The sequence below is a fragment of the Laceyella sediminis genome, from assembly GCF_003003125.1.
Classification (GTDB): Bacteria; Bacillota; Bacilli; order Thermoactinomycetales; family Thermoactinomycetaceae; genus Laceyella; species Laceyella tengchongensis.
Genome location: NZ_PVTZ01000002.1, coordinates 356,130 through 382,995, shown reverse-complemented (window position 1 = coordinate 382,995; position 26,866 = coordinate 356,130). Strand labels below are relative to the sequence as shown.

Genomic DNA, 26,866 nt, shown 5'->3' with positions numbered 1-26,866 from the left:
GATAACTTCCCTTCTTTACAGGCCGCGAAAAAGCCACTCACATAGTCAATCACTACAAAAATCAACAGAGCCTTTAATGAATTTGACCACCCCCCCATACAGTTAGGCCACCAATCCACCTACGGCCCCAACAGAAAATTTAAAAATAAACTCACTCCAGTTTTCAATGATCTGCATCGTACAACCTCTGTAAAACATGAAAAAGCGACTTACTGATAAAAATCCAGTAAAGCCGCCTTCAGCTCGCTTAATATTGATTTCAATTCTTCCAATGAAGAAGACTGATCAAAGTTCATAGAAGAGACCTTCTCACAAAACACCTCTTTCGGATCAGGAGGCTGAGGGGTAGGAGGAGCAGGAACATGTCGCTGAACAATATCGGTTGCCAACTAAATTAATTCCGACAGATTATCATCGGCAAAATGAAAAGGGCTCCGCAATCGCGGAACCCTTTATGTTTGGCGGAGAGAGTGGGATTCGAACCCACGGTACGGGTAATTCCCGCACAACGGTTTTCGAGTTCGATTTCATACCCTCCTCTTAGGTTTACGGGGGTTTAATACACCTTAATTTAAAGGGTTTATTCATCTCTAAGTTTACCTATGTTCAGGTCAAAATAAGTCGCGTGGTAGAACGTTTGGTAGAACAAATGGTAGAAGGTTCTTCCTCACCATTTCCTTAATGGATATACAACCCGACCTTTTAAAAAGTCGGGCCATTTCAAATTTATTCTTTCACTTTTAGTAATCGCAATCCGTTTAACGTAACAATCAATGTTGCGCCCATATCCGCGAAGATTGCCATCCAGAGAGTCCGCCAACCCGGAATGATGAGTAACAGAGCTAATGTCTTGATTACTAAGGAGAAAGTAATATTTTGTTAAATGATTCGTAAGGCTTGTCGGCTTAATTATCCACAGCATTGTGGGTAAATCAACCATACTTATCAACATTTTATACACACGAATGACTCTTACTTATTACTAGTCCAAATAATGTTATACACATTATCCACAGACCCTACTACTATTACTACTGTTTTGTTATAAACATATAAGATAATAGAAAGAGTAACTTCAACAGAACACTGGAAACGGTACAAAAAAATAAAGCCTCAGTTGGGCTTATTCATACACTCGCTTTTTTTTCTTTAATGAGTTCAAGTTTCCGTTGCTTCACTTGATCCAACTCGTCAAAGTCATACGGTTGGACTTCATAATACTTCACAACGTCTCCCTCAATCATTCCTATTTTAAACGGTTCATCCTTGATGTAGTACCGTTCCCACACTTTCCAGTATTGTTAGAGTGGATAGCTAAAGTAGAGATAGTTATAGGCGCACTAAGGTGAAACCTATGATTGACATTAACGAAAATGCCACAAACCGCTTTTTATGGTTCAGTCAATTCACCTATATTTAGCGAGAAGGTTTCTTGCATGGCGATGTAAAGGCCCTGCAAGAGCAATGTAATCACCTTTATCAATTCGGCGGAGCATCCGAGTGATAACATAAAGTTGGGCTTGGATTCCTTCTGGAGTATTAAGAATATCGGCAAAGATTTCATATACCCGTTTCGCTATTTTGGGAACTAGTAAACTATAACAATATAAAGTGGCAGCATCATATCCGGCAGGTGCCAAGCCCCAACCTTCCCAATCAAGAATAGTCAGCTCTGGAGCCATTAAGTTAGCCCAATGTAAATCCCTATGGGCTGTAGTCCATTTAGTCACTTTAGAGTTAACATCATCACCATAAAAAACTAAAAATTGATGGGTGACGTCTTCTTGATTCGTTAAAATACGATCTGTTTCCCAACAAGAAAGCTTTAAAAGAGAATTACGTAATGCCAACCACCAATTTTCCGGGAGATCAATATAAGCTCTAATTTCCTGTGTGGAAGAACAGACAAGACCTTTAACAAAAGACATTAACTCTGCCCGCAATTGAATTTTCCCATCTTCCCACTCGTAAATATCAATCACATAAGGTTTTGGGATTCCTTTAATGTTATTAGCGGCAAAATTACCTTCCCACCAAACTTCTTGTATCCACTTTTTCCTTTCGGAAACTACACGGAGCCAAAACTCATCCTGATTCCGAATGGCTTTGGAGCCAATGGATCGATCATGCCATCCGAAAGTTGGTTTCCCCTGTAAGACTACATTAAAATAGGAGGTAGCGTTCAATATAGCTTTAGACATATATGTTCGATAATCTTCCAACCCATCCACTGTTACTCCTCCTCATTCAAAATATAACGCAAATAAAAATCCGGGTCTTCCAAATAACGGCGCCAGTGGTTAACTAAAGAAGTCTCCTTCCAAGGAACCCTTTCAATCCCATGAGGCCCTAGTTCGATAATTTCTGAGCCAGGGAGTGCTGTCAACAGTGGAGAATGAGTGGCACAGATCACCTGTCCTCCTATGGTAGCCAGACGATGAATGAGAGCAATGAGACGCAAACAGGAAGAAAAGGAAAGCGCCGCCTCTGGCTCATCCATTAGATATAAGCCAGGATCAGAAAACATTGTATTAAGCACGGTGAGGAATCCCTCACCGTGGCTCATTTCCATCACATTTTCCTCCCAATATCCCGGTAAACCTGTAACAAAAGACATAAATCCAAAAGCAGTCTCTGCCCGTAAAAAGTAACCTTTCCTACTCCTTGGAGATGCAAAACGTTTTGCCCAAATAGGAGTATAGTGTAATTCTACAACTTCTCCCAACGGTGTTTTGGGACGGTCGTTCACAAACTTACGCCCTGCACGGCCTCCATGCGCATCCAATCCATAAGCTTCGGCAATCGCTTCAACAATCGTCGACTTTCCTGACCCATTTTCACCTACCAAAAAGGTGACGGGTTTTGTAAACTTAAACCCCTTCTCTATAATCTGCCTAACTGCTGGAACATTAAATGGCCATTGATTTTGGTTTGCTGAATCGATTTGGCAAGAAACTTTATTTATAATCAACTATTTACCACCCTTTATTATCTCCTCCATAATAATCTGGCCAGCAAATTCTACCCGGATGACATGGGTTACAAGCTGGGGAACACTTTGGTGGACACTGTGGCTCACAGAGGTCTTTTGGTCTACACTTTGTTTCCGGCCAACATTCATCATCGTCATCATCAGAACCCATATATATAAAATATTCCTTAAGTTGTTCGCGTGCATTTACTACTTCCTGACTCGATAACAACTCAATTAGCGATTGTTTCAACACATTCCCCAAAGTCATCCACCGGGAAAATACACACGGCCAAACATCACCTGACGGGGAAATCGCCAAAACTCCATCCGCGCAACCTCCACACAACTGATCTAGTCCAGGTTGAGCATCCCGGACGCCTCTGCCAACTTGACGTAAATTATCATAACCAATTTTATTTTCGTCCACACCCAAGTCAATTAGTAACTGTTTCGCCTGCTCTACCCGCTGATCCTCTTGTACCCCAATAATCCCTGCCCGTATAGGAATTTTACGTCGAACAGCCTCTTTAATCCCTGCTTTCGTTGATTCAAAGCTTTTTCGATTTGTAATGGACGCATGTTCATTTGCATCATCAGAGTACCAACTAGTTGCTAATGATACACCCATTTCAGAAAACAAATCCCATTGAGATGGGGTAATATAAACCAAGTTTGAAAAAACCTCTACCTCAATCCCTCGTTCAACAGCCAACCTCAACAGTTCCGAAAAATTAGGATGTAGTGTTGGTTCTCCCCCAATGAATTGCAATGAATTTACACCAAGGTCTGCTGCATCCTCAATAACCCGTGCCCAACTATCCTTAGTCATATGCCCGTGTGTTCCATTAGGTCCACTAGCGGCATAGCAGTGTGTGCATTCTAACTGACACTTTCCAGTGATTTCAAGCCACAAGAAATTTAGTGATTTCTTTCCGTTTGATTCAATATGATGATTAAACATTATTTTCCCCCCTCAATCAATAAGACTGCGGTACCAAGGAATCTGCATCCTTCGTATGGCATTACCTTCAATGATCGTTAACCTATCGTTATGGAGACCCAAATAACCTTTTTTCAATTGCTTTCTAAACATGACATTTGTGGTATAGGCATTTGGATTACTTATAAGCCATTGGTATATGCCTTCAAAATCTTTTAATTGTCTGGGATTCAGATTGAAACTATATCTAGTTTTCCATCTCTTCTTTTTTCTTTGTTGTAATAGGAATCTTCCAGTTTCCTTGCTCATTTTAACTCTGTAATAACCACTGATTTCTTCTACAACATTTCCATCTAACGGAATCGGATTTCTAAAAAAGAATTCTCCAAACCCTACATCAACGAGATATTGCTGATCCAGAGATACAATTACTGCCATATGATCTAGATCAAATCTGGATAAATAACAAGATATTAAAATACAATTGAATCCGAGTTCCTGAAGCAACCAATAAAGCGAATAGTTTAAATGGTAGCAAATACCCCCGGATAATCTGGAAATTGTTTTGCTGACTAGTAATTCAGGGTCATCAAAAGTAATCCAATCATCCCCTCTTTTGAAATAACTGATATTTTGATAAGGTAGTGTAAGTAAGTGTTGATTCTGAATTGTGACAAGCCCAAGATAGTCTAAAGAGAGGTCAGAATAATCAATATCAACAGTCTGTAAATATTGATTTAATAGAATCTATCTTCACCTCCCTTCATCAATCCCAACATATAGAGTGAACATGATCTCCTATTCAAGAACATGTCCACTCCATTTGGATTACTGAACGTACTGCCAAACCCCGTTAATACATGACATTTCCAACACCGTGTTCGCAGGCACTTGATTCTTCTTTATCGCTGTATAATCCGCTTGAAGCGGCATGTACAACGCGCCACTTGCACCGAACCCGACAACCGCCGCAACATTTCCGTTTTTACCGTACATATAGAACACTTCGTTTTTTTGTTTATTCTGAATCGAACTTAAACGCATCACTACAAATTTCAGCCATTTGCCGCATACCAACCGGAAAGCAAATCCTGTTCTAAACAACCCCATCCGATCAACATCCCACCGAACTTTTTTACACGTTCCAAAATCTAATTTCCATCTTCCTTCACTTCAACCGTACAAATAAGATGGTTCTGATACCGTTGGATTTCACTTAGAAGTTGTACAACATTCGCTACATTAGCTACCAACTGGTTCACATCAGTTACCATCCACGCTTGGCGCATTAAACTTTCACAATTCGCCAAGTCCTTACACATCATGCGCATAGCTACCACTTCTTCATCGCTCATAACCCGGTCTTTGTCGACGTATTCCGTCACATCGTCCACTAACTCTATTAACTCGTCATAAGCATCGTCTAGGTGACTTTCACGGATAAAAACCCTTACAATCTCTTTGATAATGTGGTTAACATCAAAGCCCCATGTTTCTATTCGGGCTTCTTCCAACGAACGGTCTAGCACATGTGCATCCCTCAACACCCGATTTATTTTCTTTTGATTGGTTCGGATGTGTTGCAAAGACTTTTGTATATCACGAATAATCATTGTTAACTTCGCGGAAAAATCGGAAATTGACATACTGTTTCCTTCCTAGGCAGTTTCATCCTCAATGTACTACTGAAGAAACTTCCAAACCCCATTGTCATAAGTCAAATCAATAACCTGCTTTGGTGGCTCGATTGGCACAATAGCTGCACTCTCAAACCCAAACGAAATCCAATCCATTTCACCGACACTCTCATGATTGATGTTGAAAAAGCCATTTCTGCTCATACAAAGTACCTCCTATTTTTGAATAAGAAGAATTTCCTTTTAAACAATCCCATCCGATCCACATCACGTCTGACCTTCTTGCATTGCTCCAATGTAACTCCATGTGTATTTAAAAACCGTTGTATTTTTTTCTGAGATTTGATGACCTTTCTTTTTCCAGTAGAAACATGAACAACATTGAGCTTTTTTTCTAGATCATCAAAATAGAAACGTATTTCCTCCACGCATTTGGCTCCTTTCTACTACTCCACTCACTATCCAAATGCTATAATAGAGGCAACGTTATATTTTTGAATCTTGGGCCAATTTTGTTTGGCTCTCTTTTTTGTTAAAAAATATCGAATGTTCTGCCATAGATTGAGATAGTTTTACCTATCTTTACCTCCATAAAATGCACCAAAGGAATTTCTAAATCTCCACTTACTGTACTCAAGACACACTTTATAAAGCGTTGTTTCTCGTCACCAAGATAACAAGTCATTTTCACTCGATCTTGTTTTTGAACTTCTCCGCAATTGAAGGCGCTATCAAACAAGTCAACATATGGTTGACATTCGATTTTTTCAATGAAAGGTTTTATTTCTTCAGAAGTTCCTTCCATATTTAATATCATTTATTTTTCCACCCCCTTATTTACCCCTTTTTTAAATCGGCCCCAGAAATCAATTGAAATCAACTACTTTTGTTCTTATATAACCAAATTATAAGCCAATTCCAAAAACAAGTTCAATAATTTTCCTGTTTAAAATTGACTTTAAACATTTTCGATTTCTATCTGTATAGTAGGACGAAACAACGCTTCCCAAAACAGATTTGTTCATTTTGTTCATCGATCATAATGAACAGGAATTTGACTTTTCCGAATTTGCGTATAATATATAGATACAAAGACTTTCAGGCGGGGTGATCAAATGCAAATCAATGTAGAGGAAAACCAGATTCGATTAGAAGACAATACTATTCGATATGTCATAAGGAAAAGAAGAATCGAGGAATTAAAAAAAACAATGGACGATTTAACAGACCATACAATATCAAAAGGTTCAATTAGCAACATAGAAAAAGCAAAAGGGAATATCAGTCCGAAAACACTTGAAATCTATTTAAACAAACTCGATTTAGATGAAGATCGCGTTTTAGAACTAGCGAAAGAAGCAGAAGCGGAAATGGAAGAAATTTACCAACAACTAGAGGCTATCGAAACAATCATTGATAATGAAGATGATCACCTTGGAGCGGCAAAAGAACTATTATCAAAAATGGAATTTGAAGATTATCATCCCTTAACACCGTTCATCTCTTATCTTCAGGGACTTATCTTTTATGAAGAAAAAGAATGGGAAAAGGCTGAAAAAATGTTTAAATATGCAATCAAGCTATGTAAGGAGAAGTATAACCATAAACCAAAGGATAATATCATAGCCGCGTGTTATTGCGAAATCGCTAAGTGTTATTATGTACAACATGACATAGATCAGGCTCTTGTCTATGTCAACTTAGGTTTGTCGGAATATGATGAAAGTAAAGAGCGCAAAGGAGTTAAATACAAACTACTGGGAAACAAAGTCCTTTACTTGTTAAAAACATCACAGAACGACGAAGCATCGAGGTTACTGGACAACGTATGGCCGGAAGTAGCAAAATTAGATCATAGTTATGATGATTACCCAATACTCAACATTTATAAATTCAGATCAATATTCTTACGTAACCAAAAGCGATATGATGATGCCATTAAGTGTTGTGATATGGGTCTAAAAATTGCCCGAAGCCGTTGGAAAAACAGAAAAACTCCTTATCTCGATTTTCTGATCATCTTTGGAAGCATTTATTTGCAACTTCAAGAGTATGAAAAGGCATTTGACCGCTTTCAATTAGCACTATACTCTGATAAAAAGCAAAAGGCTCCACGAAGACACGTTGAAGCACACACATATCTCGGAATATTCTTTATAGCCAAAAAGGACTGGCATCAAGCAACTCATCATTTAGAGGAAGCCCTTAGAATTGGGCGTGAAAACCCGGATGCATTTAGAATGACAAAGGCCCTAACTGTCAGGGGTAATGTCCACTATTTTCAAAATCAGTTTTCAGAAGCCTTACCTTATTACAAAGAAGCGGCTGAACTTGCAGAAAAGTATGGCTACAAACAGAGGAAATATACGGCCTTATTGAAAACGGCGGACTGTTTTGATAAGATGAACGATAAGAAACAGTTCCGTAATTACTGTGAAAAGTTATATTACCTGCAAAAAGAACTCAATATTAAAAGCGAGGATGAGATTTATGAAATTGCTCCGCTTGACCGTGCTACGCGGTGAGGATGACGACCAAGAATAGTTTTTATTAAGGAATTAGCGCCCTCCATAAGATAAATGGAGGGCGTTTATTTCATTTAATCTAGTTTTTTTATACTGATTTGGTTTACTTTCTTTTCAAGACCATTTAATACTTCATCTAAAATTTTACTATGATAGGCTGTATCCATGACTTCCTTATCATCTACAACCACCCTATACATCGGTTTTGGTTTTGTCACTTTCTTCTTTAATCCCAAAGCAACAGCCAGCCCTTTAACAATAGACTTTGCCAATCCATCCAAGAACTTTTGGTCACGCAGCAGCTCATTTTCCTTGGCATTGTCAATAAACAGACATTCCAGCAGTACCGCAGGCATCCGAGTATCACGCAAAACAGCTATTCGAGAACGCGCCGCCTGACTATCATTTTTAGCCGGGTTCCCATGTGCCCCAATTCCGTAACCCTTCAAATAAGACAACACCTGATCATTAATGGCCTTTTGGATTTGTTTGGTTCGAGCCGGTGCATTTTGGGCCACATAAGGCGCTATCTTGCACGTTTTCAAACTGTTTGTTGTCTTCCATTTACTAAACACTCCTTCTTACGAAGTTTTGTTAATCCGAAAGTTTAACGCCATTCCGTAAGGCAAAAGAAAAAAGCACTGGTTAAAGTGCATGTGGTTCGTTGTCTTCGGTTGATTCTTCATCTTCCGGCGTTTCAGGTTCGCCGTTACCTTCGTTATATGGGTCGAACATTTTCATACGTGATTTCTTCTCGTTGTCAATCTCCTGTTGCTTACTCTTCACGTTTTCAACGCCCAAACGGCGCATAGCGCCGGCGATAGATTCAAATCCGCTAGCCGTTTCAACCGTCAACAAATCAACTAGTTCTTTCCGGTTATCCGGCAACGGCAACGCAAATTTAATTTCGTTATCGTAGTCATTACCAATTAACCGTACAACTTCTTTGTTATAAGCGAAGTTAGGCTCATTTAAACGTGCTTGCAAATACTTAACGGTTTTTTCGTGCAGTTCCTGTAAGCGTTCCTGCCAGATTAACCAATGTTCTTCCGTCTCACTGATAATGGAATGGAACAACAGGTGTAACGCTTCTCCGTTTAATCCGCCAAAATTCAACTCATCCGGTACGATATTTGGAATACCGGTAATCTCATGCAAGGCGCCCTTAATTCGGTTGTAGGTGTCTTTGTACGCATCTTTCCACCTAAACCCGCCTTCTACCTTTTTAATTTCCGGTGTTTGACCATCAGTTAACCCGCCTGCTAGCTCTAGTACCGAGCCGGGCGCAATTTGCAGTTTATTAGAAGTACCTTCCGGCACGTTAATTAACGCCGTCATGCTAAACATTTCAAATTTCAAACTATCTATTGCGTCTTCGTTTAGTTGGTTCAGTACGTCGGTTTGCTGTTTAATGTCTTCTGCTTCGGTGCTTAACCCTTCGCTACCGCTCAAATCAGACATAGGGAACAGCACAACTGGGATAAAGTCGGTACCTAACGGTGATTTCGAGGTAATCACCTGTTCCAGTTTCAAATCTTCCGTATAGTCAGCTTCCTCAATAAAGCACTCACCGTTTTCTAGTGAAAACGTTTGTTTTCGGTAGAATACTTTGTTAGCACGTTCGAAAGCGTGGACAAAGTGGACGGCAATTAGTTCCTCAAAATCATCATCGGAATATACCGGAAATATTTCATAATCCGGGCGGAACACCCAATGAATTTTACCGGTACGCGGGTTGAATACAATTTTACAACCGACGCGCCCCGCAATCAGTCGGTCACGCGCCGCCTGTAGCAACTTTTCCCGCATTTTGTTTTCTTTCCACAGTTGGCGCAAAAGTTGTTCGTAACCTTCGGCACGTTTGTTTTCCTTCTCCTGTTCCGGCAATGGGGTATAATCCGGTGCCGCCTGTTCTTCCGGTGGGTCAATCATTTTAGCGGTTACGTTTACGGTGTGCTTACCGCCCATTTGCCACCGGCTTTTACGTTGAATGAACGTTTTAAAATAGTTCGTAGTATACCTGGTGGGGTCGTAGTCCAAACCGGTTGGGCGTGGCAAGTCTTCCGCCTTTACGAGTTGCCCGGTATGTGGGTGAACGTGCTGTTTACCGTTGTAATACTCGTAGTACCTAATTTGCTTTACCTATCGCTTGCTGGAACGGAGAGAAAAGAAATTCATCCAGTTCCTGCGCTCCCAACGTCAAGTAGTTCCAGGCTCCCACGCTTTCACCTCCTGCACGTTAGCGCAATCGTTTTTTACTTGTCCTTACAGTGACATGCGAACCTTTCGCGCAAGTAAACGCCATTTGTATAGCGTCCGGCGCGTCATCATGCTTGTGCATCGGGTACATGTAAAACTGCTCGAGTACGTCTTTCATATCCCGTTTAAATCGTATTCTTCCGGCTTGAATATCCGGTAATAATGCTTCAATCCTTAGTTCCTTACGTGTCCGTTGTTTAATTTGTTTGAGTCGTGTATAGGCTGGGTATCCGTGTTCCTGCAATTTCTCCGCTAACTTATCGGCAAACCACTCTTGCGCGTGCTGTGCTTCAACAGCCAATGCCTTGTACTGGAAACGTAACGCCCTTTGCACTGCTTCCGACAATAAGACGTCAGGATGTACCCTTTCCATAAACACGTCTACAACGTAACAAACATTACTTTGTTTGCTTTTCGCTAGTGTCGCAATTACTGAATAGTCTCCTTTTTCCTTACCCATAGCAAAGTCAATTGCCCCAATGTAATCAAAATCCCTACCGGCTATCTCTTCTTCCGTGAAATAATGGAAATAATCCTGTTTAAAAATTTGGCGCTCTTCGTCGGTGGGTTCACCTAAGTATTCTTGGTTGAATGCTTTAATACCGTTGTTTTCTCTCTTCTTCATCAAATCTAAATAACTAAATCGCGCTTCCCATAGTACCTGTGTTCCGCACAACATTTCTTCCTTGTCATCATTAAAAAACTCGTCGGATTTCTCCAACGCTTCCGGGTCATCGCTGTTATAAATTTTACGCCATTCGTCCCACAAATCGGGTCGCTCACTCCAACTAAGAATAGCCGGAAATTTACGGCTTTTAAAATCCTTGCGTTTCTTGATTACCCAATCTAACAAGGAATCGTAAGCAACAATCGTACCCATGTAAATGCACATGCCGGAAACATCTAACGCTTCTAGTAACTCTTCACAAAACCACGCCTTATTCTTTGCAATAGCTTACGGTGTGTTCGTGTTATCCTTACTTTCCAAATCGTCCAGTAGAAACAAATCCGGTCGGGTTTCGTTATTCCTTAGTCCGCGCACCTGCGTACCGATTCCGCGTGCCTCTACCTTCTGGTTTTCGTACGTTATAAACTCTTCGTTGTTGTCAGCGATGTTTTTTGTCTTTTGCGCGCTCAGCAGTTCCCCGAAGTCTTCCCGCAATTTCCGGTTGTGCTTTAACTGGTTCCGTGTCCAACCGATGAAATCCCCAGCAACGCCGGTTGTCTCTGATACAAGAACAATATATTTTTTATGACGGTATACCAGTTGGTGGCATAAGTACCCGTTAGAAAGGTATGCCGTTTTAGCGTGTCCCCGCCCTACGCACCATGCTACGTTTGATTTGACTTTACCCATCGTAATTTCATCAAGCAATCGGCATAACTCTTTGTGGAAAAGCGCGCTATTATCGTAGTTAATACCCGTTGGAATAAGGTTACCGGGATTGCCGGGGTTCCCGTCTTCACTAAAGTATTCCAACATAAAATACAACAAATCGTATTCGGCGCGGTGTACCCGTTTTAACTTCTTCAATTCTTTTAACGTGTCGAGTAAATAACGTTGCTCATACGTCGGCAACGGAGTTAATTTTTCTTTTTCTTCTAGTAGATTGGCTATGTTTTCTAGTTTCTTTATTCGTTCTTCGCGTTCCTGTCGGCTCCGGGTCTTGACGCCATCTCCACCACGTCATTTCCGTAATACCGAATTCTTCCGCCAATTCTTTATGGCTTTTACGCTGTCCTTTCGGTTTGCTCATTTCCTCGTAATATCGTAAGCATGCTTGTAATTTATCCGGGCGTATAATTTGTTCTAACTCCCTCATCCGTTTATAATCGGTTCTCATCGTTAGCACCTCCTTTGTTTTAGCGTTAGGAACGCTATGTACGTCGTGGGGAAGGGGAGGAACCCGCGCGGCTATAAAGGGGAAATGAACTATGATATAAAACATGCCCAACCGCTACGCCACACGTGGCAACGGAAAGGCATGTCATATAAAAAGGCGCTACCGGAAATTAACCGATAAGCGCCATTAGATTATAAGTATTTATGATACGTCGATTTCCCGGACTATTTCGCGGATTTCTTTATGGTTTGGTAGGTGCTTCCACGATTTATTGTATAATAAAGCGCTAATATACGCTTGCCGTAAACCAAACCACTCCGCTACTTCTTCTTGCTTTAAACCCGCTTTCTGATTTTCTTTTGTATTAATCAACGGTGAAATTATGCGGATAAAAATAGCTTGTAGCTCCGTTAATTTTGACATACCGTGCGTGCTTCCTTTTAATTGTCTACCTGATTTTACTTTATCTTCTACATTGTCTTTAGGCGTACCTATCACTAAATGATGCGGCGCTACACAAGCCCTATTGTGGCACTTATGCCTTACTACGTAACCTTTAGGTATGTCGCCGTGAAATTTTTTATACATAAAGCGGTGAGCAAAACCGTCCGCTACTCTAAAGTATCCGTCGGGCGTAGGCACGCGGTTAACTACTTCCCAACAGCGTGTTACTTCGTTTATTTTAACATCAATTGTCATGTGTTTATGAAATGGACTATCGTTATTTACTTTAAAAGAAAAATCAGGTTGTATTTTTTCAAATGAATTAACTTTTCCGCGCGTTCTACCGCTTTTAATCATGTCTTGCACATTATCCTTTTGTGTACCTAATTCCATGTGTTCAATATTAATACAACCACCAAAATTGCAAAGGTGTCTTATAACAAACCCTTTCGGTATTTCTCCGTAATAGTGTTCGTAAACTGCGCGGTGGATATATGTTTCTTTGCCGTTTATACAAATCCGCCCGCGCCCGTCTTTTCTTAATTTGCGCCCGACAACTTTATAACACCCATTAGGTAAAATTTCGTATTTCAATGGCTTTTTGTTAGAATTACCTTTTAACCAAATCTCTCCGTAATTATTTGTCGTTTCGAACAATGTAACATTCCCCCTCCCGTTCGTAAATCTCCGGGTTTAAACCCCTCGATATACATTACCGATGGGAACGCTGTTTCGCACACTTATCTAAAGAAATTTATTTACCGGGCTGAACTTCATGTGTTGCGCTTTTATGTCCTCCGTATCTAACTGTATATACCTTCTGGTGGTAGCGATGTCCGAGTGAGATAGAATCCTTTGCAAAGTAAAGACATCTCCGCCATTCAAAAGGAAATTTCTAGCAAAACAATGACGGAACATATGCGGTGTTGCCCGTTCTACTCCCGCTTCCTCTGCGTACTTCCACAGTCGACGGCGGAAAGTATCCGGTATCATAGGCTCGCCGTAAGCGGTAAGAAAGACGTAATCTTGCTCGTCAAAATACTGTTTGTTTTCCTCGTGTAACTCCGTAATCATTTTCATTACCTTGCGGCTAACCGGTATATCGCGGCTTTTCCGGTTCTTCGCTACCTCTGCCGGGATAGTAAGCGTTAGCCGTTTCGTATCTAAATGCTCAATACGGATATTAACTAACTCATTAATGCGTATCCCAGTATCGAGCAATAAGAGCTTGATAATCTTATCTCTAAAACCGCTGTATTGCCGCGTGTCTACCGCTCCCAACAGCTTCTTTATCTCCGTATCAGTAAATCCGGTTAAATCGTCAACGCTATCCGATTTAAGTAGCTTTATTTTCTCCATCGGATTAGCGGATAAATAACCTTCACTATACCAAAAACGGCACATCACACGAAGCGTCCGTAAACGGATATTTATCGTATTCACCGATAACCCCTTTATGGCTTTTTCCCGCCGCTCGTCCCCTTCGTACGGGCTACGCTCATCCTTCATATACGTAATATAACTACGGATGACTTCCGGTGTTAACTGTTGTATTGTAGTAACATCCGGGTAGAATTCCGAAAGGAACCGCCGGAACCATTCCATATGCTTGTAGTAGTCGTGTATGGTGCGCGGGCGCATGCCCTCCGCTTTCTTCGCGGTTACAAACAGTTCTAGCGCTTCATCAAAGGTTAGTTCCTGCACCATACTAACGTTACTAACCACTGCTTTGCGCTCTTTGACGTGACTTTTACCCTTACGCTCTCTTACCGGTGTTTTCCGTTTTTCGGACATAAAAAATGCGCCACCTTTCAACACGCGCGCGACACGCGGTTACAGGTAACGCACCTCAACGGTTATCATGTTAATTTACCGGTTTCCGGCGTTTAAAATAACGCCTTTAAAACGTGAAAAACGTTGATATTATTGGCGGAGAGAGTGGGATTCGAACCCACGGTACGGGTTACCCCGCACAACGGTTTTCGAGACCGCCTCCTTCAACCACTCGGACATCTCTCCATAAGTTAAATACTAACACTAATATATTATATCGAAATGCCAAAAAAAATCAAGCCTTCGCTCCCACTTTTCCTTTGCCCGGCTACACAAAAACAAAGAAGAGCTGATGCGAGCCCTTCTCCGCTCTTGTCCCTTTTTCTCATTGGCTTATCATCTTCCTGCATCTGCAGTTGAACCTCGGACATCGGTTCCCATCGGTCAAATGTGTCCACTGTCTTAGGAATAGCACAACCAATCAAGATGGCGATGATCACCAGCAGTTGCAACCCCAAAATGACGGCGTGACGAATGCGGCGCAATCTTTTGTTTATCGTGGGGCGGGTAAACCACACGACCGCACTCATCCAAACGACGGGAAACACGACGGACAAGAATTGAAACAACAGTGCCTCCAGCGGCGACGATGCGGCGTGGCCTTGCGCCTCATCCATCATCTGCAATCCCAACATCCCAATGCCCAACCCCAGCACCCATTGCACCAATTGCGTAAGGATTCCCATCTTATCCACCTCTTTTCTAGAATGTATCCTTATCGTAACTGGTGCACTTCAAAAAACTTCAAAAAGAATCAAGGGGTTGGCAAAAAAAAATGCCCTTTCTCGTGAAAAGGGCGATCGAAACTAAGGCAGGATGCGGATGATCATTGGCTGTCCTCTTTGGCCAATTCATAAAAGGCGATTAGAAACTTTCGCGTATCCAACCGCACATGGTACTCTTGGTGTTGGCGCATATGCTGAACCATCTTGCTCAGTTCAGCCCCACCGAAAAAACCGCTATACCGAACCACATGCTCATGAGCATATCCTTGATGCACCGCCGTCGCCGCCAGATTGCCAAAAGCTACACGGATGGCGCGCCGCATGCGTTGACGCACAGACTTTTCCAATTTGCGCAATTCCTCTTCTGTCACCTGCGTCCCCATCCGCTTCATCACCGGCGCTTGGCAAATTTCTTTAAGCTGCGGCAAGGCTTGTTTTCATATTCCAACTCCCGTTTGATGTTTTTCAAGACTCGTTGCACCTTCAAGCGGTTCAGCGGCTTTTCAAAATGGTAATAAATCTCGTCTTTGGTCAACGAGATGCTCTCGATATGATGGTCTTGGGAGATCATCACGATCTTGCCGTCAAATCCGTCAGCATTTAACCGCTCCACCGTTTCCAAACCGTCACGACCCGACATGATGTAATCAATGATCAGGACATCCACTCTCTTGTTGATCATCAACTCTGTCGAAATCGCTTTCCCGTCATCTGCTTCCCCCACCACTTCACCCAGGTCGTAGTCCTCAATCAGGTCGGTCAGCATCAAGCGGACAGCCTCATCGTCATCCACAATGTAAATGCGCATGGTTCTCCTCCTTTCGTTCCGGGCGACGCAAGGGGAGGGGCAGGGAGACGGTGAATTCGGTTTCCCGTTTTTGCTGGTCGCTCCACACCTTCACTTCTCCCCCAGCTTCTTCAACCAAGCCCTTCACATGAAATAAGCCGATTCCCGTCGATTGTTTTCCTTGTTCATCCCATTTGGTCGTGTAGCCCTCGACAAACACCCGCTCCACCGGTTGGCGGATGCCAGGCCCATTGTCCCACACTTGAAAATGCACCCAATCTTTGTCATAGATGGCGGTGATTTTAACCACTCCGCTCCGCTCGATCGCTTCAACCGCGTTACTGACCAGATTGGTCAAAATGGACAGCATCATGTTGGTCGGATACAGGGGATGTTCCCCATAGACATGGCGCATAAACTCAATCCGCCGCCCTTTCCGCTCAGCATAGTTGCGCCCCGCCAAGTAAACGATTTCCAACAGCTCATGCACATTTACTTCGTCCGGTGCATGCTCCCGTTTCATCAAGCGGGATAACCCCACATCAATCACTTCCAGATGCTTATGAATTTCGTGGCATCGCACGCAAATCTGCCGCAATTGCTGGATCATCTCATCCCGGTCCGTGCTCCCGTCCTGCAATAGTTGTTGCACTTGCTTGACGTCATGAGACACCTGTTTGGCTTGGTCAAGCAACTTGTCCATGTAATGTGCCTCTTCATACAAACCGGCCAGCATCATCAATTTTTGCTGTTTCTCCTGCCGCTCCCGCTTGAACATGATCATCGCGTACACACCAATCACAGTCAGGTTGCGAATCATAGCAATGATCCACAGATAAGTGAATCGCCTCAGTTCGAACTCCGCGGGACCAAATTGCTTGCGCAACATCAATTCAACCATGCCGCTCATCACTTCGGTGCCGAAGCCGATCAATAAAATGACAAAGGGTTGGTCGTGGTAATCCCGCACCCGCACCCAATGCAAAAGAGCCGCGTATGTCAAATAGTAGGAAAAAGAAGGCAAGTAGTCGCCGAGGAACACATCCAAATCAACTCCTCCATAAAACCAAGCATGCAATCCGCTCCGCCAGGCCACGACCGCTATGGAGACCGCCAGCCCAATCGTCAACGGGGAATACCGCCGAATCCACAAGATGGCGAAAAAATAAATAGGAATGCTCATGCTCACCCGGTAATCATCTTGAAATGGATGCACATTGTATTCGCCCGCGAGCGGAACCGCGAGGACAACGGCAATTAGCCACAACCAATCCATCCGCCTTTGCATGCTTATCCACCTCCTCACATACAGACGCAAACACATTATACACGAATCATCCGAATAATCTAATATTATTGATTCCCGCAAACTGAAAAACAGGAAACCTCTTGTTCCGTCTAAGAGGTTTCCTGTTGCCGTTGTCGCTTTCTCTCTTTGTTCCGCTGGCGGAGCGCCCGAAAAAATTCGGTCAGAATGGCGCCGCAAGCCTCTTTATTTATGCCTGAGATCACTTCTGTCTGGTGGTTGAACCGTCCATCTGTCAATATATTCATCAACGTCCCGGCACAACCCGCTTTGGGGTCCTCCGTTCCATAAATCACCCGTCTGATGCGTGCTTGCAGAATCGCCCCCGCACACATGGGGCACGGTTCCAACGTAACATAGAGATCACAGTCATTCAGCCGCCACCCTCCCACGCGCTCCGCCGCTTGGCGAATGGCAATTATCTCTGCATGGGCGGTGGGATCGTGTTGCGTCTCGCGCAAGTTGTAACCCCTGCCGATCACTTGCCCATCTTTGACAATGACCGCCCCAATCGGGACTTCCCCAATCGCTTCTGCTTTTTTGGCTTCCTGCAAAGCTTCATTCATCCAACGTTCATGTTCCAATGCGCTATTCACCTCTGCGGCGATTATAACACATGGAGCCTTGTCAGGTCTCCCGACTCCATCAGTGATCAGCAGTATCCGTAAACCGAAACCGGTCGATCAAAAGCGCGGGCGTGCGGCAATATCCCCGCGCATGGCTGATCATTCGGCTTTCCCGCCCCACTGCCACAATCCGTTGCAAAGCTTGAACGACGCTCTCCCTCATGCACAAGTCCTTGATTGGCGCCACCACTTTTCCCTTTTCAACGAGAAAGGTGCCGTCCCGGGTGATTCCCGTCATGACCGTCTCTTTGGGATGGACAGTGGCCAAATAATTGAATCGAGTTACCACAATTCCTTTGTCCATGCGTTTAATCAACTCTTCATATGAGCAGGTTCCGGCTTCGACTTCCAAGAAAGAAGGTGCCACTCCCCGCATATCTTCAAGGGGAAATACAGCGCTGCCCGTTGACTGGGTTCCCACTTTCCGCGCTGTCCAATCGTCGTAGACCATGCCGCTAATTCTGCCCCGGTCAACCAAGGTGACAGGCCGCCTCGCCTGCCCTTCCCAATCGAAAGGAAAAGGCAACCCCATTTCATCCAGCGGATTTTCCTTGATGGTCAACAGTGGAGACAGATACGGTTCACCCATGCGCGTAGAAGCGAAACTGCGCCCTTCATGATAAAGAACGGGGTTAAAGCTGTAGCAAGCCCAATTGGTCACCAGATCGGCCACCGCTTTTGGTTCCAGCAAGACTTGATACGTCCCCGGCTCCACCACGATCGGATGCCGGCTCGCCAAGCACTTGTTTCTGGCTGTTTCCGCCACACGCTCCGCCTCCAGCTCATAGAAAGAACGCTTGGTGTCCGTGTCGTATCCCGAACCGGACTCCCCGGTCACAACCGCATGCAATTCCGCTTTGCTACGCCGCCCATAAAGACGGACGCCCCTTGAGTTCACAACGGCATGATCTTGGATGGAGACCTGGCAAGAACCGGCGCCGATCAATCCCTTCGCTTTGGCCGCTTCCGCAATAACATACACCTTTTTGGCCATTTCTAGCGGTGAAACTTGCTCTGTCGCCTCGTCAAAGCCGATGATTTGAGGGATCGGCTCTGGTTTGACGAAACTCGTCCGCAAGTGCTGGACATCCGCATACTGACTCAATCGCACAGCATGTTCCACCGTCATCCGCAGGGTTTCCTCATCCAACTGATTGCAAGAGGCCATGCCCAACCGACCATCCAATATCACCCGCACGACCAATTGCAACTCACGTTTGCGTACATGTTGCACAATCTGGTTGTTATCAAGGCGCGACAGATAATGCGACTGGCCTAAAATCGCACAAGCAACCTGGTCAGCAACCTGTTTCCCATAATCCATCACATAATCGCAGGCTTGCAACAACCGCTTTCCTTCCATATGTTCCTTTATTTTCATCTCCGGCCACCTCGATCCGAATATTCAGATACCAAGCGTTTGCCAAGCCATTATTTTTATTTCCCCGGAAATATTCACCGCCCCATAGCCTTTGCGTCCACTAGGGCGAATTGTTAATTTCTACAACGGTTACCTTTTTCCTTTTCACCAAGAACAATTTGCCGGGAGGAAGAACAGGTGCATGCCGGACGTCAAAAAAAACATGCCGCTCCCCTCGACAAGGGTGGACATGCCTCAATCATGCGTCCGTTGTGTCTGTTCGTTCCCCGGCCCGGGAGAGCAGGGCGATCGGCCATATTGAACAAGATCCTACGCATTTTTCTCGTATTCTTTGCACTCCACGCATATGCCATATATCTCAAACTTGTGGCCGGTGATCTCAAAATTCTCCGGCTGGCCGAAAATCGCCTTCATCGGACAGAGTTCAATCGCGCGCGTGCGACCGCATTCGGTGCATATGATATGGTGATGATGCGAATCACCACCGCAATGAATGCGATAGCGCCGTTCACCGTTCCATTCCGTCCCTTCGACAATCCCCAACTGCTCAAACAAGGCCAAGTTACGATACACTGTGTCAAAGCTAAGACCTGGATAATCTTTCTGCATCAAATCCAAAACTTCTTTGGCTGTCAAGTAACGCCCTTCTTCAAAGAAGAGCTGCACCATCATTTCCCGCTTACCGGTATACTTATATCCGTTCTGTTTCAACAGATTAAGCGCTTGTTTGATATCCATCGCTATCGCTCCTAAATCGCCTGGTCCTTACTTTTCTATGATACTGGGTTGCGACGGAAAATGCGAACGATTCTCTTCACTGCCAGGATCAGCAACAGAATCGCCACAGAGACGAGGACGATCGTCCCCCCAGAGGCCCAGTCGAGATAATATGCGGCGAACAACCCGCTGAACACGGCCAATTGGGAGAAGACCACCGACCAGATCAATGTCTGGCGGAAGCTGTTAGTAAATTGCAGGCTGGCGGCGACAGGGATCGTCATCAGGGCCGACACCAGCAAAATCCCCACCACACGGATTGAAGCGGCGATCACCAGCGCCACGACCAGCATGAACAACAGATTGATTATCTTGCGCGAAATCCCCGTCAACACGGCATGCTCCTCATCAAAAGACAAAGCGAACATCTCTTTGTAAAAAAAGAGGAAAAACAAGACAACCAGTATGCCGATCCCCGCGATCAGGGTTAACTCGCCTTCATCCACGGCTAAGATGCTACCAAACAAATAACCCGCAATATCCACATTGAATCCGTCAGCCGCGCTGATCAGCACCACTCCCAGTCCGATACCTCCAGACAAAAGGATCGGAATGGCCAGCTCCTGATAAGACCGATACAAACTACGCACCTTCTCAACAAACATCGATCCCGCCAAGGAAAAAAACATGCCCGTGTATAGCGGATTCACTCCTTGGAACCAGGCGACTTCTTTTTGCATCAGCAAACCGGCCGCCACGCCCGATAACGTAACATGCGCCAAAGCATCAGCGATGAGGGAAAGGCGGCGCACCACCAAATACACCCCCACCAAGGGTGAAATAAAACCGATAATCACGCCCGCGTACAGGGCATTTCTCATCCACTCATATTGGATCAGCAAATCAAACATACGAAAGGGCGCCCCAAAACTTGGCGCCTCCCTCCCATCTCACTCTGTCTTAATGGTGATGGTGACTGACGATTTGTATGTCATGCCCATAGGCTTGGGTCAAGATCTCTTGTTCCCGTTGGGCAAATTCGTCCGGGTCACCGTGGAAAAACAAACGCTTATTCAAACAGGCTACTTGATCAACAGAAGTGGACAACACGCCGATGTCATGCGTAACCAAGAGCAACGTCAAGCCATGATGGCGATGCAACTCCGTCAACAGCGCATAAAATTGTTCGGTCGACTTCGCGTCTACCCCCACCGTTGGCTCATCCAAAATAAGCAGATCTGGATCGGCCACCAAGGCTCTGGCGATAAATGCCCGTTGTTGTTGCCCGCCCGATAGCTTGCCGATATTGCGGTCACGGAACGCACTAAGCCCAACCTTGGCAATCGCTTGGTCCACCTTCTTCCATTCTAAACGGCCCATCCGGCGCAGTAGTCCAAGTTGCCCGTACAAACCCGAAGCGACCACTTCTTTGACAGTAGCCGGAAAGCCCAGATTGAAACTGTTCGCCTTTTGTGAAACATAGCCAATTCGGCCTCCCAATCGGGCATGGCGCACAGGCTGGCCAAATAGGCGAATCTCCCCACGTTCTGGCTTCAACATGCCCAACACGCATTTGATCAGCGTCGATTTACCTGAACCGTTGGGGCCTACCAAGCCAAGGAATTGCCCGCGGTCCAGCACCAGATTGATCCCGTCCAAGACCGGTTGCTCTTCATATGAAAAATGCAGATTCTTAATTTCAATCACATGTTCTTTCATTGGGTCACGCCCAGCGCTTTGGCGAGATGCTCCTTATTCTTACGCATCACTTGGAAATAGTCCATGCCTTGGGCCTTTTCCTCCTCTGTTAAACCTTCCAATGGATTGAGGACAAGCGCTTCCGCTTTGACCTCTCTTTTCACCACTTCCGCAATTTTACTACTTACCAGTGTCTCAAACAAGATCACCCGGATATCATGTTCACGGACTTCTTCAATGATGCGCTTCAATTCTTGCGGGCTCGGCTCATCGGAGGGGGACAATCCGCTGATCGCCATCTGCTTCAAGCCATAGCGATGCGCCAAATACCCAAAAGCGGCGTGGGAAACGGCAAACTCTTTCTTCGGCGCTTGTTTGACCACGAATTGGAACTCATGGTCCAGTTTGTCCAACTCCGCCGCCACTTGTTCAAAATTTTTGCGGTAATCCGCTGCATGCTTGGCATCTTTCTTAATCAACGCATCACGGATCGCTTCCGCTTGTTTTTTGGCTAAAGTAGGATCCAACCAGGCATGCGGATCGAAGTCGCCATGGTCGTGCTGATCACCATGATCTTCCCCATGATGTTCATCACCATGCTCATGCTCTTCTCTTTTCAACAGCGGCAGATTCTTGGTAGTCTCCACTACCAATGTCCGCTTGGTATCCAAATTTCTTGCGGCCTTTTCAGCCCACGCTTCCATGCCAGCACCATTGTAAATAAACAAGTCGGCATTGCTGAGGGCCGTCATGTCCCTTGCCGTCAATTCAAAGTCATGTGGCTCTACGCCTGGCGGAATCAAGTTGGTAACTTGAACATGGTCACCACCAATTTTTTTGGCAAAATCCTCAAACGGAAATAAACTGGTATATACTTGTAACTTGCCGGGGTTGTTGCTCGATTGGTTTGCGGCAGTACCTGGCTGGCATCCGGTCAATATCAGCAACGTTGCCGCAAGAAAGATCAACCCTTTGTTCACTTCTAATCACCTACAATAGATTGATTTCGTTTCATAAGATTCTACTACTCATTATAGCCCCAGCTACCAATCTTGTAAATCGTAAATATTACGATTTGACCAATAGGGAAATGAGGACCCTACATTTCCTAAGCCAGGCGGCTTCACCTTTCCCCTTCACTGGTTGTCTGATCTCCCGTATCTATCTTAGTTTATCCTTCCCCACCAAGGATTAACGGTAGGTTTACCGACTTTGAATGGGGAAAACGCCGGGATGCCGGTGAACAATCCCGCATAAAAGGAGCGAGCCATGAAAGATCGATATGTTAATTACAAGGATTTATCCCGCCATGAACAGGTGGGGAAAGATTATTCCATTCACCTTCATTTCCGTTCGCCCCAACTCGGCGTGTTTGCCATCCATGGCGGCGGAATCGAAACGGGAACGAGTGAATTGGCCCTAGCAATCGCTAGCAGAGACTGGAGTTGTTATCTGTTCAGCGGTGACAAACCACGGGGCAACCACCGTCTGCACCTGACTTCCACCCGCTTTGATGAGCCTTTGGCTATCCTGTTGGCAAACCAGTGTGAACGGATTCTCGCCCTGCACGGAGCAGCAGGAGACGAGGAAAAGGTGTATGTAGGCGGATTGGATGAAACTTGGCGGCAACACATAAAAAAATGCCTGGCCCAGCAAGGATTTGCCGCCATCGATCCCCCTCCCCGCCTAGGCGGAAGAGAACCGGAAAACATCGTCAACCGCGGCCGGCGCAAGCAAGGGGTACAACTGGAGTTGACCAGCGGACTCCGCCGCACTTTTTTCCAAGGAAGCGGGCTTGCTGGGCGTAAACGGCCTACTTCACGTTTCCACACCTTTGTCGATACGGTACGAAAAGCGATCTCCACACTTTCACAACCCTGAGTGCAGTTGTGTACAACAAAGAAGCCGTTTCACCCCCAATAGCAATAGGGGTAAAACGGCTTCTGTACAGCGTCAGCTTGATTGTGCCAATCTGGTTTTCAATTTGGCAGACAGGCTTTGCATCCATGGTCTCACAACCAGAAGGAAGGTTTGCGTCACCATGTATGCCCCGGCCATGAACCCGAGCAATATCCCGGTATCATGCAACACCGCTTGCACATTCCCATTGGACAGTATCGCCCTGAGGCCGTGAATCGTGTACGTCATCGGCAGATAAGGGTGTAGCGCCCGGAAAAACTCAGGCAGCAATTCCACCGGATACGAACCGCCACTGGAAGCCAGTTGCAGCATAAGCACAATGATGGCCAAAAAGCGGCCCACATTGCCAAAGAGCGCGACCAGCATCTGGTTAATAGCGATAAACGTAAACGCCATGATAATCGTAAACAGATACATCCATCCGGTCAGTTTCGGCTGAAGATTGAGGGCGACAAGCAATATCCCGCACAAGATGACCGCTTGCGCTGACCCGATCAAGCCACCTGTCGCCAAGCTGAGCGGCTCGCCACCGGGGCGCTTGATCGCACGGTACAGGTCGACGACCGTAAACAGCAACATCGCCCCCACCCATAATGACAGGGATATGAAGTATGGCGCAAAACCGGTTGCGTAATTGGGGACAGCATGGAAATTCTTCTCTTTGATCACAATCGGATCGGCCAACATATTTTCCTTGAGTTCAACGCCTTTGAGCTTCTCTTTGGCGTTGGCCACACCTTCTTTCAGCCCTTTCGCCAATTCAGCTTGGCCAGCGTGGATTTTCTTCAGGCCGGCTCGCAGGGCGTTTTGCCCATCGTGAATCTGGCGCGTACCTGACAGAGCTTTATTCGCTCCATTTTCCAACTGATTCAGTCCTGACGCAAGCACATTGATCTGGTTCAAATCTTTTTGCACTTGCTTCACTTTGGCGTGTAGCTCCCGTACTTTCCCTTCACTCACGACCCGTTGGCGTGCCTGTTCCAACCGATCCAACTTATCTTTGATCCCCGGCGCTTGGATAGCGAGTTGCCCGATCTTTTGATGGCTCTGCCCTTGCAACCCTTCCGCATTCCCCAGCGCCGAGCGGATGGCTTCTATATCTTTGTCGCCGGCAAGCTCGGGATGGCGCGCCAACAGCCGATCTAACGCAGCCTGCGATCGATCCAGCTGAACCCCTGATTGTGCCAGGGTCGATTGGCTGGAGCGCAATCGGCTTACCCAATCGGCCATGTGCCGCCCCGTCTCACCCAAAGGTTGGTTCAGCACTTGCTCCAAACGGCCCAATACCCGGTCTGCCGCTTCCAAATACGGCATTGCTTGCGCCACCTTCACTTTGGTCGCATCCACTTTGCCAGAAGCTAATTGCAACCCGCTGGTGATTTGCGACAACCCGTCTTCCAATTTGCCCAGCGCCGCCGCCAACTGACCGCTAGCCGACAAGGCTTTGCGGGTGCCGTCGCGCAGTTCTGCCGCGCCCTTGGCCGCTTTGTCCAAGTCTCGCGTAGACTGGGCGATCGAACCAAAAATCTCTTCCGCATAGGCTTCAGTCAAGTTTTCTTCCAGCGAGATCTCCAACTCGCGCCGCAGGGATTCCCCGATTTTCCCGGACAGGTAGTTGGTGCTTTCATCCACATAGTATTCCAACTGTCCTTTGAGTGGTTTGGGGCTGTCGAGCGACACGGCTTTTTGGGATAAATCCTTCGGAATCACAATACCGATGTAATACCGTTCCTCTCTGAACCCTTCCATCATCTGATCCCGGGACACAAATTCCCACTTCACCTTGGAGTCTTCGCTCAACTTCTTCCGCAACTCATCACCAATATCAATCCGCTCTCCGTCTTTGACCACACCGCGGTCTTCGTTTACAACGGCTACGGGCAGATATTGCATATTCTCATAAGGATCGTAAAACGCTTTGAGATAGATCAAACTATAGACCAATGGAATGGCAAGGATGCCCATGAGCGCCAACCGCATCGGTTTTTGACTCCATAAGGACTGAAGGTCTCGAAAGCCAATTTGGCCAGTGGCCAACTTTTCCTTCAACCACTTCATCGTGCATCCTCCTCCCATAAAAAATTAGACTGACTGGTCAGTACAAAATTTAATTTACCGCTTCTCCTGCATAGTTGCAAGAGAAGAAGTGGTTACAATTTTGTTACATCGACAATCCCCTTGATCAGCAACGCTTCAAGCGTTTCCAAAATTGCCGGCAAATCTTTTTCCATCTCCGCTACCTCATGATCCTCTGCATGATACAACTTTTGCAACACGATCACACTGGCCGCTCCAAAAATGGCGCTGGCTGTTTCCAATGTGTGATTAATGTTAAAATCCCCTTTTTCTTTCCCTTCTATTAACACCTTTTCAATCAATGTGATATACTCCCTAATCTTCCCACGAAAATGGCGTTGCCGCTCTTTGGTACCAAACGCTTCATTTAACAGTAACTTCGCCAATTTGGCATGATGGATGAAAAAAAGAACATGCGCTTTGATCAGATGGCGAAATTTGGCCACCGGTTCTTCGGTGCTCTCAATATACCGATCAGCGTACTCGATCAGCTTTTCAATCCCTTCATTGATCAAACCGGCGAACAGCTCTTCCTTGCTTTTAAAATGATAATAGATCGTTCCCTTCGCCACTCCGGCCTTTTGGGCAATATCATCCATTTTAGCCTGATCAAACCCACTCTCGGCAAACACTTCCACGGCGGCTTGGAAAATCATGTCCACTTTTTCGTGACGCATCCCTCACTCCCCCATCTACCCGATACTCCATCTTTCAAGTATAAGGGATTGTCTTTGATTTTGACACACTAAGACGTGCTTTGTTTATTATGTGCAAAAAAAAGCATCACTTGCTGACAATTCAATCCATCCGGTCTACACCATTAGTCGATGTTTAAAAAAAAACCACGCCCCCATCGGGGGGTGGTTATCAGAGAAACTCATATGAAGCGCCTATAGCCCATGTTTTCCCAAGTCATAGAGAAGGGTGTAGCCAATGGTTGCACCTACTATATCATTCGCAAACAACCGGTTTTTTGTGTCACTCACTGCCGCGTTTTTGTGACAAAAAATCGAATGTCCGTACGGAATGTTTTACCTCGGCCATGGTTGAACTTGGAAGCGTAACTTCCGCCCAGCTAGGGTATTATTCCGCCAGAGCGGGTGACATCGACCCATCCACACCCGCGGCTTCATCGCGAAAACCCTTTCAAAACATGGTAAAATATAAGTACATT

Annotated in this window: 30 protein-coding genes, 1 tRNA gene and 1 pseudogene; 2 read left to right on the top strand and 30 right to left on the bottom strand. The window is 45.3% G+C overall.

Annotated elements, in window-relative coordinates; all coding sequences use genetic code 11:
* From CLV36_RS04645 to CLV36_RS04600, 10 genes and pseudogenes are all read right to left on the bottom strand, one after another.
* On the bottom strand, positions 1-98 hold a 98-nt coding region (locus tag CLV36_RS04645; RefSeq protein ID WP_146130594.1), incomplete at its 3' end, for a phage holin family protein.
* A gap of 628 nt (positions 99-726) precedes the next feature.
* A pseudogene (locus CLV36_RS04640) lies at positions 727-909 on the bottom strand (hypothetical protein); the annotation flags it as partial.
* A 497-nt stretch (positions 910-1,406) separates the two neighbouring features.
* On the bottom strand, positions 1,407-2,231 hold the full coding sequence (locus CLV36_RS04635; RefSeq protein ID WP_102991196.1) for an aminoglycoside phosphotransferase: 825 nt from the start codon (positions 2,229-2,231) through the stop codon (positions 1,407-1,409).
* A 2-nt stretch (positions 2,232-2,233) separates the two neighbouring features.
* Complete coding sequence (locus CLV36_RS04630) at positions 2,234-2,971, bottom strand: AAA family ATPase (protein WP_102991195.1); 738 nt, start codon at positions 2,969-2,971, stop codon at positions 2,234-2,236.
* A gap of 4 nt (positions 2,972-2,975) precedes the next feature.
* Positions 2,976-3,935, bottom strand: coding sequence for a radical SAM/SPASM domain-containing protein (locus tag CLV36_RS04625; protein WP_102991194.1), 960 nt, complete (start codon positions 3,933-3,935; stop codon positions 2,976-2,978).
* Positions 3,936-3,947: 12 nt separating this feature from the next.
* Positions 3,948-4,583, bottom strand: a complete 636-nt coding sequence (locus CLV36_RS04620; protein WP_223248083.1) for an arylamine N-acetyltransferase family protein — start codon at positions 4,581-4,583, stop codon at positions 3,948-3,950.
* Positions 4,584-4,742: 159 nt separating this feature from the next.
* Positions 4,743-5,024, bottom strand: coding sequence for a hypothetical protein (locus tag CLV36_RS04615; protein WP_102991192.1), 282 nt, complete (start codon positions 5,022-5,024; stop codon positions 4,743-4,745).
* A gap of 41 nt (positions 5,025-5,065) precedes the next feature.
* Positions 5,066-5,560 carry a hypothetical protein gene (locus tag CLV36_RS04610; RefSeq protein ID WP_102991191.1) on the bottom strand — a complete coding sequence of 165 codons (495 nt, stop codon included), beginning with the start codon at positions 5,558-5,560 and terminating at the stop codon, positions 5,066-5,068.
* Between the two features lie 36 nt (positions 5,561-5,596).
* Entirely contained in the window at positions 5,597-5,755 is a 159-nt protein-coding gene (locus CLV36_RS17170; RefSeq protein ID WP_181352827.1) for a hypothetical protein, read from the bottom strand.
* Positions 5,756-6,083: 328 nt separating this feature from the next.
* The gene (locus tag CLV36_RS04600) at positions 6,084-6,368 is read right to left on the bottom strand and encodes a hypothetical protein (RefSeq protein WP_106341882.1); all 285 of its coding nucleotides are present in this window, start codon (positions 6,366-6,368) and stop codon (positions 6,084-6,086) included.
* 298 nt (positions 6,369-6,666) lie between these two features.
* On the opposite strand from CLV36_RS04600, the gene CLV36_RS04595 reads away from it, so the two are divergent.
* Complete coding sequence (locus CLV36_RS04595) at positions 6,667-8,076, top strand: helix-turn-helix transcriptional regulator (protein WP_102991188.1); 1,410 nt, start codon at positions 6,667-6,669, stop codon at positions 8,074-8,076.
* Between the two features lie 74 nt (positions 8,077-8,150).
* Here the strand turns inward: CLV36_RS04595 and CLV36_RS04590 are convergent, their stop codons facing one another.
* The 18 genes from CLV36_RS04590 to CLV36_RS04510 all read right to left on the bottom strand — a co-directional run bounded on the left by CLV36_RS04590 (position 8,151) and on the right by CLV36_RS04510 (position 22,676).
* Positions 8,151-8,594 (bottom strand): N-acetylmuramoyl-L-alanine amidase, encoded by a 444-nt coding sequence (locus CLV36_RS04590; RefSeq protein WP_181352826.1) that lies wholly within the window; start codon positions 8,592-8,594, stop codon positions 8,151-8,153.
* A 127-nt stretch (positions 8,595-8,721) separates the two neighbouring features.
* Positions 8,722-10,209: a phage portal protein gene (locus CLV36_RS04585; protein WP_245888289.1), complete on the bottom strand. Its 1,488-nt coding sequence runs from the start codon at positions 10,207-10,209 to the stop codon at positions 8,722-8,724.
* Between the two features lie 106 nt (positions 10,210-10,315).
* Positions 10,316-11,215 (bottom strand): phage terminase large subunit, encoded by a 900-nt coding sequence (gene terL / locus CLV36_RS17600; RefSeq protein ID WP_245888280.1) that lies wholly within the window; start codon positions 11,213-11,215, stop codon positions 10,316-10,318.
* 75 nt (positions 11,216-11,290) lie between these two features.
* Positions 11,291-11,914: a hypothetical protein gene (locus CLV36_RS17595; RefSeq protein WP_245888279.1), complete on the bottom strand. Its 624-nt coding sequence runs from the start codon at positions 11,912-11,914 to the stop codon at positions 11,291-11,293.
* Positions 11,901-12,179 (bottom strand): hypothetical protein, encoded by a 279-nt coding sequence (locus CLV36_RS04575; RefSeq protein ID WP_102991185.1) that lies wholly within the window; start codon positions 12,177-12,179, stop codon positions 11,901-11,903. The genes CLV36_RS17595 and CLV36_RS04575 overlap by 14 nt, the downstream gene beginning before the upstream one ends.
* A gap of 201 nt (positions 12,180-12,380) precedes the next feature.
* On the bottom strand, positions 12,381-13,280 hold the full coding sequence (locus tag CLV36_RS17165; protein WP_181352825.1) for an HNH endonuclease signature motif containing protein: 900 nt from the start codon (positions 13,278-13,280) through the stop codon (positions 12,381-12,383).
* Between the two features lie 87 nt (positions 13,281-13,367).
* Complete coding sequence (locus CLV36_RS04565; RefSeq protein WP_106341881.1) at positions 13,368-14,417, bottom strand: tyrosine-type recombinase/integrase; 1,050 nt, start codon at positions 14,415-14,417, stop codon at positions 13,368-13,370.
* Between the two features lie 133 nt (positions 14,418-14,550).
* Positions 14,551-14,642 (bottom strand) — tRNA-Ser (locus tag CLV36_RS04560).
* Positions 14,643-14,668: 26 nt separating this feature from the next.
* The gene (locus CLV36_RS04555) at positions 14,669-15,142 is read right to left on the bottom strand and encodes a hypothetical protein (protein WP_106341880.1); all 474 of its coding nucleotides are present in this window, start codon (positions 15,140-15,142) and stop codon (positions 14,669-14,671) included.
* Between the two features lie 140 nt (positions 15,143-15,282).
* Entirely contained in the window at positions 15,283-15,564 is a 282-nt protein-coding gene (locus tag CLV36_RS04550; RefSeq protein WP_245888278.1) for a DNA-binding domain-containing protein, read from the bottom strand.
* An 8-nt stretch (positions 15,565-15,572) separates the two neighbouring features.
* Positions 15,573-15,989: a response regulator gene (locus tag CLV36_RS04545; RefSeq protein ID WP_106341878.1), complete on the bottom strand. Its 417-nt coding sequence runs from the start codon at positions 15,987-15,989 to the stop codon at positions 15,573-15,575.
* A complete protein-coding gene (locus CLV36_RS04540; RefSeq protein WP_181352824.1) occupies positions 15,967-17,256 on the bottom strand; it encodes a sensor histidine kinase in 1,290 nt (429 codons plus the stop codon). The genes CLV36_RS04545 and CLV36_RS04540 overlap by 23 nt, the downstream gene beginning before the upstream one ends.
* 110 nt (positions 17,257-17,366) lie before the next feature.
* Positions 17,367-17,858 (bottom strand): tRNA adenosine(34) deaminase TadA, encoded by a 492-nt coding sequence (gene tadA, locus CLV36_RS04535; RefSeq protein WP_281257235.1) that lies wholly within the window; start codon positions 17,856-17,858, stop codon positions 17,367-17,369.
* A gap of 61 nt (positions 17,859-17,919) precedes the next feature.
* Positions 17,920-19,281: a TldD/PmbA family protein gene (locus tag CLV36_RS04530; protein WP_102991179.1), complete on the bottom strand. Its 1,362-nt coding sequence runs from the start codon at positions 19,279-19,281 to the stop codon at positions 17,920-17,922.
* A gap of 309 nt (positions 19,282-19,590) precedes the next feature.
* Complete coding sequence (locus CLV36_RS04525; RefSeq protein WP_022738588.1) at positions 19,591-20,019, bottom strand: Fur family transcriptional regulator; 429 nt, start codon at positions 20,017-20,019, stop codon at positions 19,591-19,593.
* 35 nt (positions 20,020-20,054) lie between these two features.
* A complete protein-coding gene (locus tag CLV36_RS04520; protein WP_106341876.1) occupies positions 20,055-20,909 on the bottom strand; it encodes a metal ABC transporter permease in 855 nt (284 codons plus the stop codon).
* Positions 20,910-20,958: 49 nt separating this feature from the next.
* On the bottom strand, positions 20,959-21,717 hold the full coding sequence (locus tag CLV36_RS04515; protein WP_106341875.1) for a metal ABC transporter ATP-binding protein: 759 nt from the start codon (positions 21,715-21,717) through the stop codon (positions 20,959-20,961).
* Positions 21,714-22,676, bottom strand: a complete 963-nt coding sequence (locus CLV36_RS04510; protein ID WP_106341874.1) for a metal ABC transporter substrate-binding protein — start codon at positions 22,674-22,676, stop codon at positions 21,714-21,716. The genes CLV36_RS04515 and CLV36_RS04510 overlap by 4 nt, the downstream gene beginning before the upstream one ends.
* A 289-nt stretch (positions 22,677-22,965) precedes the next feature.
* On the opposite strand from CLV36_RS04510, the gene CLV36_RS04505 reads away from it, so the two are divergent.
* On the top strand, positions 22,966-23,577 hold the full coding sequence (locus CLV36_RS04505) for a poly-gamma-glutamate hydrolase family protein (RefSeq protein WP_106341873.1): 612 nt from the start codon (positions 22,966-22,968) through the stop codon (positions 23,575-23,577).
* Between the two features lie 72 nt (positions 23,578-23,649).
* Here CLV36_RS04505 and CLV36_RS04500 read toward each other — a convergent pair whose 3' ends face one another.
* Together CLV36_RS04500 and CLV36_RS04495 are read right to left on the bottom strand one after the other, a co-directional pair.
* Positions 23,650-25,674: a YhgE/Pip domain-containing protein gene (locus CLV36_RS04500; protein WP_181352823.1), complete on the bottom strand. Its 2,025-nt coding sequence runs from the start codon at positions 25,672-25,674 to the stop codon at positions 23,650-23,652.
* Between the two features lie 92 nt (positions 25,675-25,766).
* A complete protein-coding gene (locus tag CLV36_RS04495; protein WP_102991174.1) occupies positions 25,767-26,369 on the bottom strand; it encodes a TetR/AcrR family transcriptional regulator in 603 nt (200 codons plus the stop codon).
* Between the last annotated feature and the right edge of the window lie 497 nt (positions 26,370-26,866).